Origin of the sequence: Pseudomonas baetica (assembly GCF_019733355.1) — a bacterium.
Classification (GTDB): domain Bacteria; phylum Pseudomonadota; class Gammaproteobacteria; order Pseudomonadales; family Pseudomonadaceae; genus Aquipseudomonas; species Aquipseudomonas baetica_A.
The window spans coordinates 280,390-297,043 of the sequence record NZ_JAIHLQ010000002.1 but is presented as its reverse complement, the minus strand read 5'-3'; the positions used below and the strand labels follow the sequence as shown (position 1 = coordinate 297,043).

Annotated in this window: 15 protein-coding genes; 13 read left to right on the top strand and 2 right to left on the bottom strand. The window is 61.3% G+C overall.

The features are described 5' to 3' along the window. Positions 1–21 precede the first annotated feature (21 nt). From K5E40_RS03125 to K5E40_RS03065, 13 genes are all read left to right on the top strand, one after another. Positions 22–1,047, top strand: a complete 1,026-nt coding sequence (locus K5E40_RS03125) for a polysaccharide biosynthesis/export family protein (RefSeq protein ID WP_221729562.1) — start codon at positions 22–24, stop codon at positions 1,045–1,047. A gap of 17 nt (positions 1,048–1,064) precedes the next feature. After that, positions 1,065–2,657: a Wzz/FepE/Etk N-terminal domain-containing protein gene (locus tag K5E40_RS03120; RefSeq protein WP_221729561.1), complete on the top strand. Its 1,593-nt coding sequence runs from the start codon at positions 1,065–1,067 to the stop codon at positions 2,655–2,657. Continuing rightward, positions 2,654–3,745 (top strand): glycosyltransferase family 4 protein, encoded by a 1,092-nt coding sequence (locus K5E40_RS03115; protein WP_221729560.1) that lies wholly within the window; start codon positions 2,654–2,656, stop codon positions 3,743–3,745. The genes K5E40_RS03120 and K5E40_RS03115 overlap by 4 nt, the downstream gene beginning before the upstream one ends. Beyond that, positions 3,742–5,112, top strand: coding sequence for an O-antigen ligase (locus K5E40_RS03110; protein WP_221729559.1), 1,371 nt, complete (start codon positions 3,742–3,744; stop codon positions 5,110–5,112). Before K5E40_RS03115 ends, K5E40_RS03110 begins: the two co-directional genes overlap by 4 nt. Continuing rightward, the gene (locus K5E40_RS03105; protein WP_221729558.1) at positions 5,109–6,077 is read left to right on the top strand and encodes a glycosyltransferase; all 969 of its coding nucleotides are present in this window, start codon (positions 5,109–5,111) and stop codon (positions 6,075–6,077) included. The genes K5E40_RS03110 and K5E40_RS03105 overlap by 4 nt, the downstream gene beginning before the upstream one ends. Continuing rightward, positions 6,070–7,206: a glycosyltransferase family 2 protein gene (locus tag K5E40_RS03100; RefSeq protein WP_221729557.1), complete on the top strand. Its 1,137-nt coding sequence runs from the start codon at positions 6,070–6,072 to the stop codon at positions 7,204–7,206. The genes K5E40_RS03105 and K5E40_RS03100 overlap by 8 nt, the downstream gene beginning before the upstream one ends. 13 nt (positions 7,207–7,219) lie before the next feature. After that, positions 7,220–8,221 (top strand): polysaccharide deacetylase family protein, encoded by a 1,002-nt coding sequence (locus tag K5E40_RS03095; RefSeq protein ID WP_221729556.1) that lies wholly within the window; start codon positions 7,220–7,222, stop codon positions 8,219–8,221. Then, the gene (locus K5E40_RS03090) at positions 8,218–9,525 is read left to right on the top strand and encodes an oligosaccharide flippase family protein (protein ID WP_221729555.1); all 1,308 of its coding nucleotides are present in this window, start codon (positions 8,218–8,220) and stop codon (positions 9,523–9,525) included. Before K5E40_RS03095 ends, K5E40_RS03090 begins: the two co-directional genes overlap by 4 nt. Then, entirely contained in the window at positions 9,522–11,444 is a 1,923-nt protein-coding gene (locus tag K5E40_RS03085) for a hypothetical protein (protein ID WP_221729554.1), read from the top strand. Before K5E40_RS03090 ends, K5E40_RS03085 begins: the two co-directional genes overlap by 4 nt. Before the next feature lie 68 nt (positions 11,445–11,512). Next, positions 11,513–12,202: an N-acetyltransferase gene (locus tag K5E40_RS03080; RefSeq protein WP_221729588.1), complete on the top strand. Its 690-nt coding sequence runs from the start codon at positions 11,513–11,515 to the stop codon at positions 12,200–12,202. 4 nt (positions 12,203–12,206) lie between these two features. After that, positions 12,207–13,391 carry a GNAT family N-acetyltransferase gene (locus tag K5E40_RS03075; RefSeq protein ID WP_221729553.1) on the top strand — a complete coding sequence of 395 codons (1,185 nt, stop codon included), beginning with the start codon at positions 12,207–12,209 and terminating at the stop codon, positions 13,389–13,391. After that, positions 13,363–14,154, top strand: coding sequence for a ChbG/HpnK family deacetylase (locus tag K5E40_RS03070; RefSeq protein ID WP_221729552.1), 792 nt, complete (start codon positions 13,363–13,365; stop codon positions 14,152–14,154). The genes K5E40_RS03075 and K5E40_RS03070 overlap by 29 nt, the downstream gene beginning before the upstream one ends. Positions 14,155–14,268: 114 nt before the next feature. Beyond that, positions 14,269–14,961, top strand: coding sequence for an N-acetyltransferase (locus tag K5E40_RS03065; RefSeq protein WP_221729551.1), 693 nt, complete (start codon positions 14,269–14,271; stop codon positions 14,959–14,961). Between the two features lie 132 nt (positions 14,962–15,093). Here the strand turns inward: K5E40_RS03065 and K5E40_RS03060 are convergent, their stop codons facing one another. Continuing rightward, complete coding sequence (locus tag K5E40_RS03060) at positions 15,094–15,900, bottom strand: class I SAM-dependent methyltransferase (protein WP_221729550.1); 807 nt, start codon at positions 15,898–15,900, stop codon at positions 15,094–15,096. A gap of 192 nt (positions 15,901–16,092) precedes the next feature. Then, positions 16,093–16,473, bottom strand: coding sequence for a DUF6124 family protein (locus K5E40_RS03055; RefSeq protein ID WP_409339121.1), 381 nt, complete (start codon positions 16,471–16,473; stop codon positions 16,093–16,095). Between the last annotated feature and the right edge of the window lie 181 nt (positions 16,474–16,654).

The following is a 16,654-nucleotide window of genomic DNA, read 5'->3' as shown; positions in this document are numbered from 1 at the left end:
GCCAACGCGAAGGATGACGCCATGAACGCCAGAATGCTTGTCCTGCTGTTGCTGCCGCTTGCAGGTTGCTCCAGCACTTCCGAAGTCCAGACCATGCCGGTGAATATTCTCACCGCCACCCCGGCCAACGCCCAGGCCACCGACATGCCGAAGATCGAGCAGACCCTGCGCCCGCAGGATGTGCTGGACGTGATCTTCCACATCAGCACCAGCGGCTCGGACGCCTACCGCGTGCAGTCAGGTGACCAGATCGGCCTGAACTTCACCGCTGCCAGTCAGCTCAACGGCAATCAACTGGTGCTGCCCGACGGCACCATCGAACTGCCGGGCGCCAACACCTCGGTGAAAATCGCCGGGCTGACCAGTGATGAGGCCCGTCAGGAAATCCAGCGGGCCTATCAGCGCAAACAACTGTTCCAGCCCAACCGCAATCAACTGACGGTGCAGATCATCAGCCCGTTGACTAACGAGCAGAACCTGAAAAGTGCGTTGAACCACCCGGCCACCGGCATGAGCCGCGAGATCACGGTGGGCACTGACGGTTACGCGAGTTTCCCGGAGATCGGCGCCGTGCCGCTGCAAGGCATGACCGTCAATCAACTGGAAACGTTCCTTAACCAGAAATACGCACAACTGCCGGGGCGGATGACCGTGGATGTGCTGCTCAAATCCACCGCCGGCAACGAGATTTACGTGCTGGGTGAAGTCGGCCAACCGGGTTCCTACCCGATCCGTCGGCCGGTGTCGGTGCTTGAAGCGCTGACCCTGGCGCGCGGCACCAACGTCAAGGCGCGCCTGGATTCGGTGGTGATCATGCGCCGCAACGGCAATCAGGTGCAGGCCGTGCATTACGACGTGGAAAAAGCCCTGGCCGGCGACGCCTCGCAGATCGCGTATCTGCAACCGGACGACATGCTTTTCGTACCGAAAACCAAACTGGCCAGCGCCGGCGAACTCGCCCGGCAATTGGCCGACGTGGTGTTGTTCCAGGGCGTCGGGTTCAGCTTCGGCTACCGCGTCGACAATAAAAGCAGCAGCAGTAACTGACTCCCAGGTGAACGATCATGAATCCAAAGGAAAACTACCTGCATGAGTTCTTCAGGATCTTCTTCGCCAACAAGCAACTGGTGAAACGGGTCTTCCTGATCTTTGCAGTCATCGCCCTGCTGCTGCCATTGGTGCTCAAACAGAGCTTTGATATCACCGCACAGGTGATCGTGCAGTCGAAAAAACTCTCCCAGGGTGACGCCACCACATCACTGACGGTCGATAACGCCACGTTCATTCCGCCGTCGCTGGCGGACATGGAAACCGAGAGCAACATCCTCCGTTCGCCGGCGCTGATCCGTCAGACCATCAGCGAACTGCGCGACAAAGGCGAATACACGCCCTCGCCCGGCATGTTCAGCAAACTGGTGAGCGAGCCATTCAAGCGCTACGTCACCTCGCCACTGCGTCAATACGTGATCAACCCGACGCGCAACATGCTCGGGCTGGAAACCGATCCGGTGCGTGACACAGCCCTTGATGCGCTGACCCAACAAGCCATCGACAGCCTGAAAATCGAGACCCTGCCCGGCTCCAACGTGATCTCGATCATCTACAGCTTCCCGGACCCGCACCAAGGCACGACCTTTGTCACGGCCCTGCTGCAAAACTATCTGGTGAGCCGTCAGGCGCTGCAATCGATCGACCTGCCGCAGTCCTTCTACGAATCGAAAAAGCACTTGTATCAAGTGCGGCTCGACGGCCTGGAAGGCAACCGTCAGGCACTGCTGGAAAGTGTCGGTGCGGCGGATCCCAAGGAAGAAATCACCTTCCGCCTGAACGCGATCAACACCGAAGAACAGGCACTGAACCTGTATCGCGATCGCCTGCTGCAAAGCCAGCGCTGGCTCGAATACCTGAAAACCGCGCTGGCCGCCGCCAGCAACAACAAGCTCAACGACTACACCTTCCCCTTCACCTTCACCACGACCGTCGACAATGTGGCGTTCGAGGATCGGGAAATAAAACAACTGGGCGAGCAACTGACCACTCAGGTCAGCCGCTACATGAACGACCTTGCGGTGTTCCAGCCTGGCAGTGAACCCATGCTGCTGACCCGCGAGCAAATCGGGCGCACCCGTCAGCAGTTCCTCAAGGTGGTGAGCAACCGGATTCAGGAGCGCACCAACGATCTTTCGGTGGTCAAGCAGGTGATCGATCAGAAAACCGCACGCATCGCCGAATTCAAGAACCGCATCCGTGACCTGCAGCAAACCCAAAGCAAGCTGCGGCAGATGGACACCGAAATCGACGCCATGCATGCCGCATTCTCGACCTACGCCCAGCGTTTCGCCGAAAGCAGCACCACCGGCGCGCTGAACGACGATCTGTCCAACGCCCGGGTGCTCAGCCCGCCGTTCGAACCGACCGAAGCAGCGTTCCCGAAACCGATGCTGATCATTCCATTCGGACTGTTCACCGGTCTGCTGCTGGCCATTGCCCTGGTCTATGTGCGTGAGTTCTTCGACCATCGCTTCAAACACCCGGCGCAAATCAGCCACGAGCTTGGTCTGCCGGTGTTGCTGGTGATCAACGACGAGAACGTGCTGCAGAGCAATCCGCACAAAAACTGGACGGTGCCGAGCTTCCTGCACTGGGTGCGCAATTGAACACCGTGTCCACCCCGAAGACCGCGCTGCCGATCATTCATTTGCTCAGTAGCGGCGGTTTCTATGGGGCCGAGCGGATGTTGCTGGATCATTGTCTGGCGACGCCGGGGCAGCATCAGGTGCTGTTTCTCGACGCGCCGTCAGAATTGATCGAGCGCTTTCGTGAAGCCGGGGTGGATGGCCGTGGCTGCGGCGGGTTTGGGGAGTTGCTGCGGCACCTGCGTCAGCGTCGCAGCGAAAAGCCGCTGATCAACACGCACAACTTCAAAGGCCTCCTGTTTGGCTGGATGGGCGCGACGCTGTTGCGCCTGCCGCTGGTCATCACCCAACACGGCTTCACGCCGCGCAGTCGCAAGCAGAAGTTCTACACCTGGCTCAGCTTGCAACTGTGCCGCACCGCATCGGTGGATCGGGTGGTCTGCGTGGCAGAAAGCATCGCGGTGCTGCACCGTGAAGCCAGCGTACAGGCCGAGAAGTTGCAGGTGATCCCCAATGGTTTGCCGGCCGCTGCGGCGATGGTTCCCGACGCGGGTCGGCAACGCTGGCTGGCCGGTTACGTTGGCCGTTTGAGCAGCGAGAAAGGCCCGGATATGTTTCTCGACGCCCTGATCCCGCTGTGTCATCAACATCCGCAACTGGACGCGGTGATGCTCGGCGACGGGCCGGAATTCGAGGCGTTACAGGCACGCATCGACAACGCCGGTTTGCAGCAACGGATTCGTTTACCGGGTTATCAGACGGCCATGCAACCGTGGTGGCAGCAGTTCGATGCGCTGGTGATCAGCTCGCGCACCGAAGGCACACCGATGATTTTGCTGGAGGCAATGCAGGCCGGTGTGCCGGTGGTGGCGTTTGGTGTCGGCGGGATTCCCGACGTGCTGGAACATCGGCACAACGGCTTGCTCGCCGCTCCGACCGACAGCGCCGCCCTCGCCCATCAGCTCGAAACGTTGTTGAGCGAGCCCAAACTGGCGCGACAACTGCGCGACAACGCCAAACGCACGCAACAGGATCGCTACGACCTCAAGGCCCTGGCCGAACGCTGGTCGCAGCTCTACATCCGCACGGCACGGGAGGCACGCGCATGATTTTCCCGCTCTCGATCGTCAGTCTGCTCGGTCTGGTCTGCATCGCTTTGCTGGCCAGCCCCTATCCGTATCTGGCGCCGGGAGCGGTGCTGGGCCTGGTGGGTTTCACGGTGTTGTACCGCAAGCCAACCTGGGGCCTGCTCGGTATCGCCGCACTGGTGCCATTCGAAGGTTTCTTCAAGGACAGTTCGCTGTCCGGCAGCAAACTGCTCGGTGCCTCGCTGGCGGTGATTCTGATGCTGCAACTGGCGCTGCATCAGATTCCCTCCGAACGCCTGCGCAGCAATATCTGGCGTTACCTGATCGGGTTCATGGTTCTGTACTTCCTCAGCCTGCTGAACACCGATGACATGGGCATGTCGCTGGGACACCTGCGCGAGCTCAGCGTCGGGCTGATCCTGTTTGTCATCACCCTGTTGATCGGCCGCGAGCTGAACCTCGACCTGTTCGCTCGACTGGTTACCCTTGCCGTCAGCACCACCTGCGCGATGGCGATGTTCTCGACCAAATTCCAGGATCAGGGCCGCGCTGCCGGCCTGCTCGAAGACCCCAACGCCTTCGCGATGCTGATCGCCTTCGCCATCCCGCTGGGGCTGCTGCTGGTGATTCGCGGCCCTAACCTGCTGCATCGGTTGTTCTGGGGCGCGTGCTGCCTGCTGTTGCTCGGCGGCATGACCAAGACCGAATCGCGCTCGGGGCTGGTGGTCGTGGCCTTGAGTCTGTTGATCGGCGGCTGGCATTACCGCGCGCAAATGACACGAATTCGCCCACGGCACCTGGGCTTCGCCATGCTCGGCGCGGCCATCGTGATTCCGCTGGCGATCTATGCGATGCCCGCCGGTTACCTGGCGCGCATTCAATCCTTGAGCGTATTAAGTGCCGGCGCCAAGGGCCATAACGACGAATCCCTCGGCCGCCGTGCTTCCTACATCGTTGTCGGTACGCAGATGATTCGCGAGAACCCGCTGCTGGGCTCCGGCCCCGGCACCTTCGCGCTGCACTACGCGACCACCGGCTACGCCAAGGCGTTTTCGGCCAACCGCAAGATCGGTGACCTCTATCGCCGCGCTCACAACACTTACCTGGAAATCTTCAGCGAACTGGGGATTCCCGCCGGCCTGATGTTCGTCGGCATGCTCGGGCTCGGCTTGTACAACCTGATCCGCGCACGCGCCGTGTGGATGCGGCGACGCGACTGGCAACAGGCGGACCTGATGACCCACCTGAGCGTGAGTTTCCTGTCGCTGACGTTGTTCCTGATGTTCCTCAGTGCGCCCAACCAGAAATACGTGTGGATCATGCTTGCCATGACCTGGGTCCTGCGCCTGAAAGCCGAACAAGAACCGATCACGGAGGCCGTCGCATGAGCCGAATCAGCATCATCATCCCGATGTACAACGAAGCCCGGCATATTGGCCGCACCTTGCTGTCGGCAGAAAAAGCCGCCCACGCCGCCGGCGTCGAGTGCGAACTGATCGTGGTCGACAACGGTTCGAGCGATGACGGCCCGCACATTGCCCGCCAGTTTGGCGCACAAGTGCTGGTGCATCCGGGTTTGCTGATCGGCGCCCTGCGCAATCGCGGTACGGCGGTCGCAACCGGGGATTGGCTGGCCTTCATTGATGCCGACATCGAGATGCCGCAAGACTGGCTGCAGCCGCTGTTCGATCTGCACGCCAGTGGTCAGGCCGATGTATTTGGTCTGGATCTGGACATTCCGGCACAAGCGCCGTGGTACGCCATCGCGTGGCAGCGTCGCACCCAGCGTGTTTTCGCGCAGGCCTCGCACGCCGTGGACTGGCTGCCCAGCTCCAACCTGCTGATGCGCCGTGACTGGTTCGACAAGGTCGGCGGCTTCAATGAAAGCCTGCGTACCGGCGAAGACAAGGAGTTCACCCTGCGCCTGCGTGAAAACGGTGCGTTGCTGCTGTCGATCAACGACAACGAAGCCCTGCACTGGGGTTACGAAATGAACTGGCGCGAGTGGATGGGCAAGGAAATGTGGCGTCAGGGCAGTCATCTGCAACTGCTGCGCACCCACGGTTACAGCCTGCGTCTGCTGCGCTTCCCGATGCTTTCGCTGCTGGTCTGGCTCCTCGACTTTCTGGCGATCTCGGCCCTGCTCGATGGTTTTCCTCATCACGCAGCGGTCATGGTGATATTGACCCTGGTACCGGGGCTGGTGCTGAGCATTCGCCAAAGCATCAAGCATCGCGACCTCTTGCTGACCCTGCAACTGTGGGGCCTGCACTGGGTACGCCTGCACCTGGCCGGCGCCGCGTTCATTCTCAGTCTGTGTCATTGGAATGCCAGGAGGCCTGCCCGTGGCTGAGTTCATTTTCTGGATGTGCCTGTTGCTACCGGTCTACGCGTATGTGGGTTACCCGCTTTTGCTGACGATATTGGCGCCTCTGTTCGCGGCCAGCCGGCATGGCCCAACGCCGCCGCTGAACATCAGCATCGTGATTGCCGCCCACAACGAGGCGCGGCACATCGAGCACAAGTTACGCACGCTGCTGGCCCAGGATTATCAGCCTGCCCGTTTGCAGATCATTCTCGCCAGCGACGGCTCGACGGATGACACCGTGGCTTGTGCACACAACGTCGTCGATCCGCGCATTACCGTGCTCGACCTGCCGCGCCAAGGCAAAGCGGCGACGCTTAACGCCGGCGTGGCCCTGAGCACGGGCGACATTCTGGTGTTCACCGACGCCGACAACCAATGGTCACGCGACACCCTCGGACATTTGCTGGCGCCATTGAGCGACCCCCAAGTCGGCGCCTGTGCCGGGCACATGGTGATCCCGGTCACCGGTGGCGGCTTGAGCGTCGGCGATAGCCTGTATCGACATTACGAAGGCTGGCTGCGCCGGGTGGAAAACCGCACCGGGTGCATGGTGTCCGCCGACGGTGCCCTGCTCGCGCTGCGCCGCGAGTTGTTCCAGAACGTGCCGGCAGAGGTTAACGACGATTTCTTTATCAGCACCTGCGCGCCGGTCGCGCACAAACGCATCGTCTATGTACCGCAAGCGCAGGTCATCGACCAAGGCGTCGATGAAGCCGACAAACAGTTCCGTCGTCGTCAGCGCGTCACCGTCGGCGGGCTGCAAAGCCTCGCTCAGCGCCGCGAACTGCTCAATCCGCTGAAATATGGCCTGTATTCGATCGCGCTGATCAGCCACAAACTGATCCGCCGCCTGGCACCAATCCTTTTGCTGCCATTGTTGCTGAGCAACTTCTGGCTGTGGAGCGAGCACGGTTTCTATCGCCTGAGCCTCATTGCACAACTGTTCGGCTACGCCGTGGCGATAGCCGGATTGATGGATTCGCAACACCGCTTGCCCAAACCCTTCCGCCTCGCCGCCTTTGTGCTGGTCACCCTCGCCGGGATGAGTCTTGGCTTGTGGCAGTTCCTGCGCGGCCAGCGCTATGCCCAGTGGAATCCTGAACAGAACCGCTAAGAGGACCGAAGCCATGGCGATCAAACAATTGATAAAAAGCACCAGTGGCTGGCTCTATCTCAACTCTTCCATGGGCCGAAACCAGTTGCAGGGCGCCGGGGTGATTCTGATGTTGCACCGGGTGCTGTCCAACGACCGCGCCGCCGACCTGCCCCACCGCAATGAGCTGTGCGTCGGGCCCAAGGCCTTCGAGCATTGGCTGGTGTGGCTGCGTCGCCACTTCGATTGCGTGCCGCTGATGGAAATCCTTCAGCCCAATTCGCTGCACACCGAGCGCCCAAGGGTGGCGTTGACCTTCGACGACGGCTGGCGCGACAACGCGGTCAACGCCTTCCCCCTGCTGCAAAAACACCAGGTGCCGGCGAGCATTTTCCTCTCGACCGACTTCATCGGCAGCCGTCAGCGTTTTTGGTGGGAGGCCGTGGGCGAAACCCTGTGGGGCAGCCACGGCGACAAGGCGCGGATGCATTTGATCGAGCGCTTGCATGCCACGGGCCATCCGCTGCCCGTGTTGCTCGATGACATTGATGTCGATCGGCGCAGCCTGGCACTGCTGCATTATCTGCAAGGGCTCAAGACACTGGCACCGCAAGAACTTGAACGCCTGACCGATGAGTGCCCGCAAGAATCGCAACCGCAGGCACTGGACTGGCATCAGGTGCGCGCGATGGAAGCCTCAGGTCTGGTGCGTTTCGGCCCCCACGGCGCCAGTCACGCGATCCTCACCGGCCTTGACGATGTGCGCCTGAGCGAAGAAATCAGCCGCAGCCGCGATGCCTTGCACAACGGCTGCAACCGGCCGCTGCCGGTGTATTGCTACCCCAACGGCGACAACGACGAGCGCGTGCGCAAGCAGGTTGCCGATCACGATTATCCGTTTGCGCTGGGCACCAGCACCGGCCTCTATCGCGGTGAAGGCGATCCGCTGAACCTGCCGCGTTTCGGTGTCAGTCAGCGCACGGCGCGCAATCCGCAACTGCTGTCGTGGCGGATCTTTCGCGGAGCACGACCATGAGCCGAGGCCGCTACCTCAAGCACTTGGCGCTGAGCATGGGCACCAAACTGGCGATGATCGCCCTGCGTTTACTGCGCAACGTGCTGCTGGCGCGGATCCTCGGGCCGAGTGAACGCGGGCTGTTTGCATTGCTCAGCACCTTGCCCGACCTGATCAGCGCGGCCACCAGTGGCGGGCTGAATTCGGCGGTCGGTTATCAGGCCGCTAAACAAAGGCCGATGGGGGTGTTGCTCAGTCAGGTGCTGGTTTTCGGTTGCTTGCTGGCGGCGCTATTAACCCTGCTGGTGGTAGCGCTGGTGCGCGAGTTTGGCAGTGAACTGGATGTGACCACGCAGCTCGGCCTGCTCGCCTGGCTGTTGCTGTTGGCAGTGCCGCTGACGGTTTTGAAAAGCGGCCTGCTGACGTTGCACAACGCGTCCGGCGGCGTGGTCGCATTCAATGCCTTGCGTCTGGTGGAATCGCTGGCACCGCTGCTGCTGTTTCTCGGGCTGTTCTGGATGTGGAAAAGCGCCGCCCTCGAAGCGGCGCTGATCAGTTGGCTGGCCGGGATCAGCCTGGTGGTGCTGGTCGGTTGGGTCTGGCTCAAACGGGCGCAACCGTTGCAATTGCAATGGGATCGCGCCAGCCAGAAAGAACTGCTGCGTTACAGCGCCCGCAGCCATCCCGACCTGCTGTTCCAGCAAGTGATTTTGCGCTCGGATTATTTGTTCATCGGCGCCCTGCTCGGCAGCACGGCGCTGGGTCATTACGCCATGGCCAGCGCCGCCGCCGAACTGCTGCTGATCGTCCCTGAAGCGGTGACCACGCCGTTGATGAAACGTCTGCTGCAACAGGACGAAGGCATGGACAAAGTCACCCCGCTGGCGCTACGCCTGACCGCGACGGTGATGCTCGGCGCATGCCTGACCATGGCGGTAATCGGCAATTGGCTGATCGTCACTCTGTTCGGCATCGCCTACCAACCGGCCTATCCGGCGCTGCTCGCGTTACTGCCGGGGCTGTTGGGTTTGTGCTATGCGAGCATTCTGCGTCTGGACTTGCTGGGCAAAAATCGCCCCGGCACGGTGTCCTTGCTGATGGGGCTGGGGGCCTTGCTCAATCTGGCGCTGAACCTGGTGTTGATTCCGGCCTACGGGATTGTCGGCGCAGCGGCGGCTTCGTCGATTGCCTATCTCGCCGTCACGGTGGCGATGTTGGTGTTGTACTGCCGTCTGAGCGGCGTGCCGTTCTGGCAAACCCTGATCATCCTGCCCAGCGACATCACCCCGATGTGGCTGATGCTGCAACGTCGCAAAGCCGCATGAAAGGCCTGGCCCTGCTGTTCGGTCTCGGCCTCTCGCTAGACGCCTTCGCGGCGTCGATGCGTTGGGGCGAAATCCGCGACGCCAGCCTGTACCTGCAAACCGATCAACCCGATAACGTGACCGTGCGCTGGACCCCGGCGTGGCAAGCGGATGCCAACGAAGAGCATCTGTACTTGCTCGACGGCCAAGGCAAACTGCAAGGTGACAGGTTCATCAAGGCCAGTGAAACCCGTGGTAGCCAGAGCTGGAGTCTGGCGCCCGGCGCAGCCAGCTATCGACTGGAAATCCCCGGCTACAGCTTCCGCAATTACCGGATAGAACACGATGAACACACGGTCGCGCTGTTCGCCCCGGCCAAAGTGCACTTCAGCGTTCAAGCCCAGAACGGCGACATGTTGTATTTCAAAGTCGCGCCCGGTGAGCGCGCAGTGCTGGCCGGTAAATTTCATGGCGGCGTCAGTGCGCTGCAGGCGCAACGGGTGGGTGATGGTCAGGCACTGACGCTGGCCCTGAAACCGTACCGCGCGTATTGGCAGTTCGATCAGGTCGCGCTGCCGGTCAGTGAACGTGAACAAGTCTGGCGCCTGCGCCTGCAAGGCAGCGGCAAAGCCGCGTTCTGGCTCGACGGCACGGCCAATCTGTTTGCGCAGAATCCACAACAGCTCAAACCGCTGCGCGAAGACGTCGGCCAGACCCGCTTGACCCTGCACGACAAAGTGCTCGGGCGCACGCCGGATCTGGGCATCGCCCTGCCCTATGTGATGCCGCCCACCACCAGCTATGCCGCCCTCGATGCGCTGAAACCCACTGCCGCCAGTTACTACAGCTTTGTTGATGTGACGGCGAAAAACCGGCATTTCGAGGACGCGTTCCGTCAGTTCTATCAGGATCGTTTCGGCATCCAGCAGGACATCACCCTGCTCGCCGGAAGCCAGCGTCAGGCTGATCTGCGCGCCGACGTGCAAAGCAACAGCGGCCTTGATGCGTGGCTCGCCAGTACCCGCACGCTCGGCGGCAAAGGCACCCACTACATCGGATTTGCCGACGAACCGAACCTCAACTACTCCAGCTACGCGCAGTATCAGGCGATCTTCGCCAGCATGGCCCGGCAGGTGCGCAGCGACCCGGCGAACGCCAAGGCTGGCGTGCGTATCGCCATGCCGGCCAGTTCGCGGCTGGTCAACGGGCCGTTCGCTGATAACGCGGCAGACAAGCGTGGTATCGATTGGGCGCGGCGTTTGCTGAGCGAATCCGGCGATCAGGTCGACGCCTTGGCGTGGCACGAATGGATGATCCGCGACCTGCTCGCCACTCGCGTCTACCGCGACAGCGTACGCCGCGCCGCCGAACTCGTTGGCCTCGACGACAAAGGCCAGCCACGCAAAGCCTTGCTGCTCGATCAGACCAATATGTCCAGCGGCTCCAGCCTCAGCCCCTACGATCAGGAAACCCATTACGCCGCGCTGTGGTGGGCGTCGGTGGTGATCAACGCTTCTCAGGACGGTTTGCTGAGCATGCTCAACTGGTTCCAGGCCGCCGATGAGCCGCAGTACCCCAAAGGCATGCTGCGCGTCTCGGCCGATGAACAACGCTTTGAACTCAAACCCGTGGGTCTGGCCCAGCAATTCATCGCGCAACATTGGCTGCATAACGTCCTGGCGCTGGACAACGATGGGTTTGAAGTCGACGTGCTGGCGATGTCCAGCGATGAGCAGCGCGGCTTGATGGGCGTCAACAAAGGCACCCGCCTGCAACGTGTAGACCTGAGCGGCACCCCGTGCCCGCTGAACAACGGCGCCTTGCGGTACTTCGGCGCCGACAACCGCAGCCGTGACGCGCCGTTTGCCTGCAAGGACGGACGCGTGCGCTTCGACCTGCCGGGGCAAACCCTGTTTTCCCTCAGTTGGAGAGCGTCATGAACCGTCCTTTGATGTTCCGCCGCGTTGGCCTGGAGCCACGCGATGCATCGTCATCAGGAGTCAAGACCATGAACATTGTGCAAAAACTCAGCGAACACATTAGACAAAAAGGCCTGCGCGCCACCTTCGGCAAGGCATGGAAGCACTACGTGTTCTTTCATCAGGAATTGCTGTGGATGGAGCGTGATCTGGTCAGTCCCGTCCCCCCGCACAACCTAAAACCCTACCCGCCGCTGCGGGTGGTGACAATCACGCCGGACAACACCAGTGCCTTTGCCCGCTACTTTGGCGACCGCGTCGGCACCATGACCGAACTGGCCAGAGAAGGCCACACCGGGCACATGCACCTGGACGATCAGGGCGACGCCGTGGCGTTCATCTGGGGCACCGCGCGGGACTATCTCGACCGGCATTACTACGGCTGTCTGTTCCCGGTGAAACCCGGCGAGTTCTTCGAATTCGGCGGCGAACTGACCCGAGCCTACTGGGGCAGCGAACTGTCGGTGGATCTGCAGTTGGCGCTGTGGAAAGCCATGGCTGCCCAGGGCTGCGACAAGGTCGTGGACGTCTGCGAATTCCACAACATCCCGGCGCTCAAGCTGCACTTGCGCATGGGCTATACCGAGCAACACCGGATCATGAACGTTTACACCCTGTTCGGTCGCTGGCACTTCTACCGCGAAACCCGCTACAGCGGCTCGCGCCTGGAGGCGCTACGCAAACCTTCCCGTCCACCCGTCACAGTAACGGCGGCCTGAGCCCATGGCGACGCGATTCGAATGGCGTACTTCATTGTGCGCCGCCGACTTTCCGGCAACAGCGTATGAAGCGCTGCGCCTGCGCGTGACGGACCACACGCCGTTCAACAACCTTGGCTGGTTGTGTGCGGCCGAGCAGGCCCTTGGCGAGGGTGAGCGCCTGCACATCCTGCTGGGATGGGAGGCGGATCAATTACGTCTGTGCCTACCGCTGGTGGCGAGTCGTGAGCGCTTCGCCGGGTTGCGGTTTCGGGTGTTGCACCACCTGGGTTATCCGTTGGCTGATCGCTTGGCCCTGCTCTCTTTGCTGGGCGGCGAGGACATGCGCAAGGCCCTTGTATTGATTCGCCAACGCCTGCCCCATGCACTGCTTCAGCTCAACGAACTCTCGGAGCCGGTCGGTGAGGAAAGTGCCCTCACCGAATGGATGGCACACAGCTCTACGGGCGAGCGACGGCTCAGTTGTCGGGCGCCTGTGCACCTGATCAGCGAGGCGGATCATCAGGAAGTGTCCGGCGATCCGCGCTACAAACTGCGCCGGGCTCGCAAGCGCATTGCCGCGTGCGGGGCTCAGGTACGGCGGATCATTCCGGACGCGATCAGCATGGGTCCGCTGTTGCAGGTCATCAGCGAAGTCGAAGCGGTCAGTTGGAAAGGCGACGAAGGCGTCGGGATCTTCGCCAGCGAACGCAGTCGTCATCTGATCGAGCGCGCTTTCATTGCCCTCGCCGGCCAAGGCTTGGTGCGGGTGGTAACGCTGGAGTTGAACGGGCGCTGCATCAGCTATCGCCTGGGCTTGCTCGAACAGGGCCGGCTCTACGATTACAACCTCGCCTTCCTGCCGCAATACGCCGATCTGGGCAGCGGCCGGGTGCTGCTGGAGGAATGGATTCGCTGGGGCCTGGACGACCACTGGCGCTGGATCGATGCCTCACGGGTCAGCCTGGAAAACTCCAGCCACCAACTGCACGAACGCATGACCGGGCAACTGGAACACTGGCGCTGGAGTTTCTATTCCTGGCGCCCGAGTGGCCTGGCGCTGGGTCTGGCATTACGCGTCTGGCACCGGCTCAAACCGACACTGCAACAGTGGCGGGCAAAACGTGCGGCCAAACCTGCACCTGTCGTCAAACCTGTCGCGATCACCACGGAGGGCGAACATGCCTCGCCAAGTCATAGTCAACGCTGACGATTTCGGCCTGAGCCCGAACGAAAACGCGGTGATCTTCGCGGCGTTTCAGGCCGGGGTCATCAGTTCCGCCACCGCCATGGCCAACATGCCAGCGTTCGAAGCCGCGTGCACCATGGCTCGGCAGCCCTTGCTTGAGGGCCGGGTCGGGCTGCACTTCAACCTGACTTACGGGCGACCGCTGAGCCGGACGATTGTGGAGCGCCGAACGTTCTGCGACAGCCATGGCGTATTCGACCTCAACCTGCCGCGCCACCGCTTGTGGCTCAGTCGCGAAGACCGTGAGGCGGTGCATGAAGAATTGCAGGCGCAGTGGCAACGCTGCGTCGATCATGGCGTGCATCCCAGTCACATCGACTCGCACCAACATGTGCACAACATTTTGCCGATCGGCGAGATCGTCGCGCGCTTCGCTGCGCATCACGGTGTACCGATTCGGTTGGCGCGCAATCTGGGGCAAAACCTCAATCTGCCCAAACGCGTTTTCAAAGGTTGGCTCAATTGGCGTTTGCAGCGTCTGGCCGGTGCAACGGCGGACTACGTGTGCACCCCCGTGGACTTGCGCAACGGCAGCTCGGCGACCGACGGTGTACTGGAGATCGTCGCCCATCCGACTCAACTCGGGGCCGACTTTGGTGATGCGTATCTCAACCCCGACGAATCCCTGAGCTGCGTGTTAGCGCAGCGGCTGATGGGCGTCCCACGGGTTTCCTACGCCGACCTGAACAAGGACTTTCTACGCGGTGCCACGGCACTCGATTGACTTGCATACGTTGCAGTATTTTCGAAAATGGCACTCTGAAAGGCATGTAAAGGCTTGATCTATAACCACAAAAAACGACATCCACAACACTGGGCTTCGGCCATAGAGGGCATCATGAGCGTTATCGGAAAACTGCGTGAACGCATCAAGCAAAAAGGCCTGAGCCACACCGTCGGCACGTTGTGGAAACGCTACGTGTTCTTCCATTGGGAACTGTTGTGGATGGAACGTGACCTGGTCAGCCCGGTGCCGCCGCACAAGCTGCGCCCCTATGAGGGCCTGCGCAAAGTCGATATCACACCGCACAATGCCGGCGCGTTTGCCAAGCATTTTGGTGACCGCGTGGCGACCATGGCCGAACTCGCCGCCGAAGGGCACACCGGGCACATGTACCTCGACGCTGACGGTCACGCGGTGGCGTTCATCTGGGGCAGCATTCGCGACTATCACGACCGCCACTATTACGGCTGCAACTTCCCGGTCAAACCCGGCGAGTTCTTCGAATTCGGCGGCGAAATGACCCGCGCCTATTTCGGCAGCAGCCTGTCGGTGGACGTGCAAGTAGCGTTGTGGGAAGCCATGGCCGCCCAAGGCTGCGACAAAGTCGTCGACGTCTGCGAAACCCGTAACATCCCGGCAATGAAACTGCACATTCGTATGGGCTATCAAGAACAGGGCCGCGTGACGCACCTCTACTGCTTGTTTGGGCGGTGGCGGTTCTTCCGTGAGACCCGCTACGAGGGCTCACGCCTGGAACTACTGCGCAAACCGGGGCGGCCGGTGGTGAGTGCGGCGGCGCAGACTTGAATCAACCTCAAGAGGTGTGGCGGCTTTGGTGCCGCCTTCGCGAGCAAGCTCGCTCCCACAGGAATCTTTGTTGGACACAGATCAAATGTGGGGGCGAGCTTGCTCGCGAAGGGGCCAGTGGCTGCGACAGCGTCAGTTCTTGCTGGCAACCAGGGTGAAACACAACGGCAACTGCGCCTCTTGATTCAGGTACCGGTCATACAGTTCTTCCCGATTCGAATGCGCATATTCCTTGAAGTGCGCGATGTTCAGCCCTGCCCCGATGGCGCCGCTGAAGATCGCGCCGAGGGTGTGCACGAACCAGTACGACTTCGCCGCCGGTTGCTCGACCTTGCCGACGTAGACGATGGGCTCTTGCTGCACAAACGGCTCGGCGCGGAAGTAGGAGCTGGCGAGGCGGAACGGGTCCTCGGCGTCGGGGTCGACCATTTCCAGAAACGGATGGGTTTCGTAGATCACCAGTTTCCCGCCCGGTTTCAGGGTCTGCGCAACGTGGCGGAAGAATTCGCCGATGTCCGGCATCCAGTTCAGTACGCCGATAGTGATCAGCGCTACGTCGAAGCGGTTTTGCAGCGAGGCCGGCAGGTGATGGATATCGCACTCAATGAAATCGGCGTTGTGCGCTGAACGGTTGTTCAGCTCGCGGGCCTGATCGAGAAACGCGCTCGACTGATCCACACCCACCACATTTCGCGCGCCGAGGGCGAACAGCGAGAGACTTTCGCGACCGTTGTTGCAGCCCAGTTGAATCACGTCTTTGCCGTCAACGCCAACCTGTTCCAGCACGCCGCGCAAGGTGTCGTCGAGGCACGAGAAACCTGCCTGTGCGACGTCAGTCAGCAGCGCCTGCCAGTCAGGGGAGTCCTGATGGTGGCGGGCGGAATCGTTCCACGCCTGACGATTGCTTTCGATAGCGTTCTTATTGTTCGGCACTTCCATGGCGTACTCCGCACGATGCTCTTGATTGAGCGGTCGGAGTCTAGATCAGCCCGGCAATTGTGGTTGTTGCGACTTTGTAAGCCGTCGCCCGCCAACGACTGTGGGATCGGCCTTGCTCGCGAAGGCGTCGGTACATTCAGCATCCTCCTTGCCTGAACCACCGCTTTCGCGAGCAAGCCCGCTCCCACGGAGTTATGCGGTGGGTTGGACGTTATCCAGCGTCTGATTGACCGCCAACTCGCTCAGCATGACGATTTGCGCGATCCCCAGCGCGGTCTTGCGGTGTGAGGTAGCGAGCATCGCGGCGAAGTTGTTGAGCATCTCGGTGACCGAGCCGAGTGTTTCGCTGGCATTGGCCAGCAGCGATTCGGTGTCGTACACCGGGTTGGCGAGGTACATGGGCTCGGGGGTGCGAGTGGACGCCATGATGTGAGCGTTCGGATTGAGGTAGTGATCAAGGGCGCGGTCGGCCGCTTCGTGGATTTTTTTGCTATCGATGGATAGCGTACGGGGATGTTGGATCGGTATTTGTTTCGGGGGATTCGGCGTAGATTTTTTTTGGTGGAGCTCCACTGAAAAGTTGGAGCTGCCCCATTCGGTTTCCGGACGAAGAGGTGGCAGCTGTACGCAGGTTGGAAACCCGGGCAGCGGCGACGCGGTCGACCCGAAGGTCTCCCGCGCACAGCCGCCATAACGGAGTGCACGCGTTCAAAGTGCGCACGGATACGTTATGAAAGGCGTGTACGCGCCACTA

Excerpts from the sequence above, each read along its gene's own strand:
- K5E40_RS03125 (WP_221729562.1), top strand. The coding sequence starts at position 22 with ATGAACGCCAGAATGCTTGTCCTGCTGTTGCTGCCGCTTGCAGGTTGC.
- K5E40_RS03085 (WP_221729554.1), top strand. The coding sequence starts at position 9,522 with ATGAAAGGCCTGGCCCTGCTGTTCGGTCTCGGCCTCTCGCTAGACGCC.
- K5E40_RS03070 (WP_221729552.1), top strand. The coding sequence starts at position 13,363 with ATGCCTCGCCAAGTCATAGTCAACGCTGACGATTTCGGCCTGAGCCCG.
- K5E40_RS03095 (WP_221729556.1), top strand. The coding sequence starts at position 7,220 with ATGGCGATCAAACAATTGATAAAAAGCACCAGTGGCTGGCTCTATCTC.
- K5E40_RS03065 (WP_221729551.1), top strand. The coding sequence starts at position 14,269 with ATGAGCGTTATCGGAAAACTGCGTGAACGCATCAAGCAAAAAGGCCTG.
- K5E40_RS03090 (WP_221729555.1), top strand. The coding sequence starts at position 8,218 with ATGAGCCGAGGCCGCTACCTCAAGCACTTGGCGCTGAGCATGGGCACC.
- K5E40_RS03060 (WP_221729550.1), bottom strand. The coding sequence starts at position 15,900 with ATGGAAGTGCCGAACAATAAGAACGCTATCGAAAGCAATCGTCAGGCG.
- K5E40_RS03110 (WP_221729559.1), top strand. The coding sequence starts at position 3,742 with ATGATTTTCCCGCTCTCGATCGTCAGTCTGCTCGGTCTGGTCTGCATC.
- K5E40_RS03075 (WP_221729553.1), top strand. The coding sequence starts at position 12,207 with ATGGCGACGCGATTCGAATGGCGTACTTCATTGTGCGCCGCCGACTTT.
- K5E40_RS03120 (WP_221729561.1), top strand. The coding sequence starts at position 1,065 with ATGAATCCAAAGGAAAACTACCTGCATGAGTTCTTCAGGATCTTCTTC.
- K5E40_RS03080 (WP_221729588.1), top strand. The coding sequence starts at position 11,513 with ATGAACATTGTGCAAAAACTCAGCGAACACATTAGACAAAAAGGCCTG.
- K5E40_RS03105 (WP_221729558.1), top strand. The coding sequence starts at position 5,109 with ATGAGCCGAATCAGCATCATCATCCCGATGTACAACGAAGCCCGGCAT.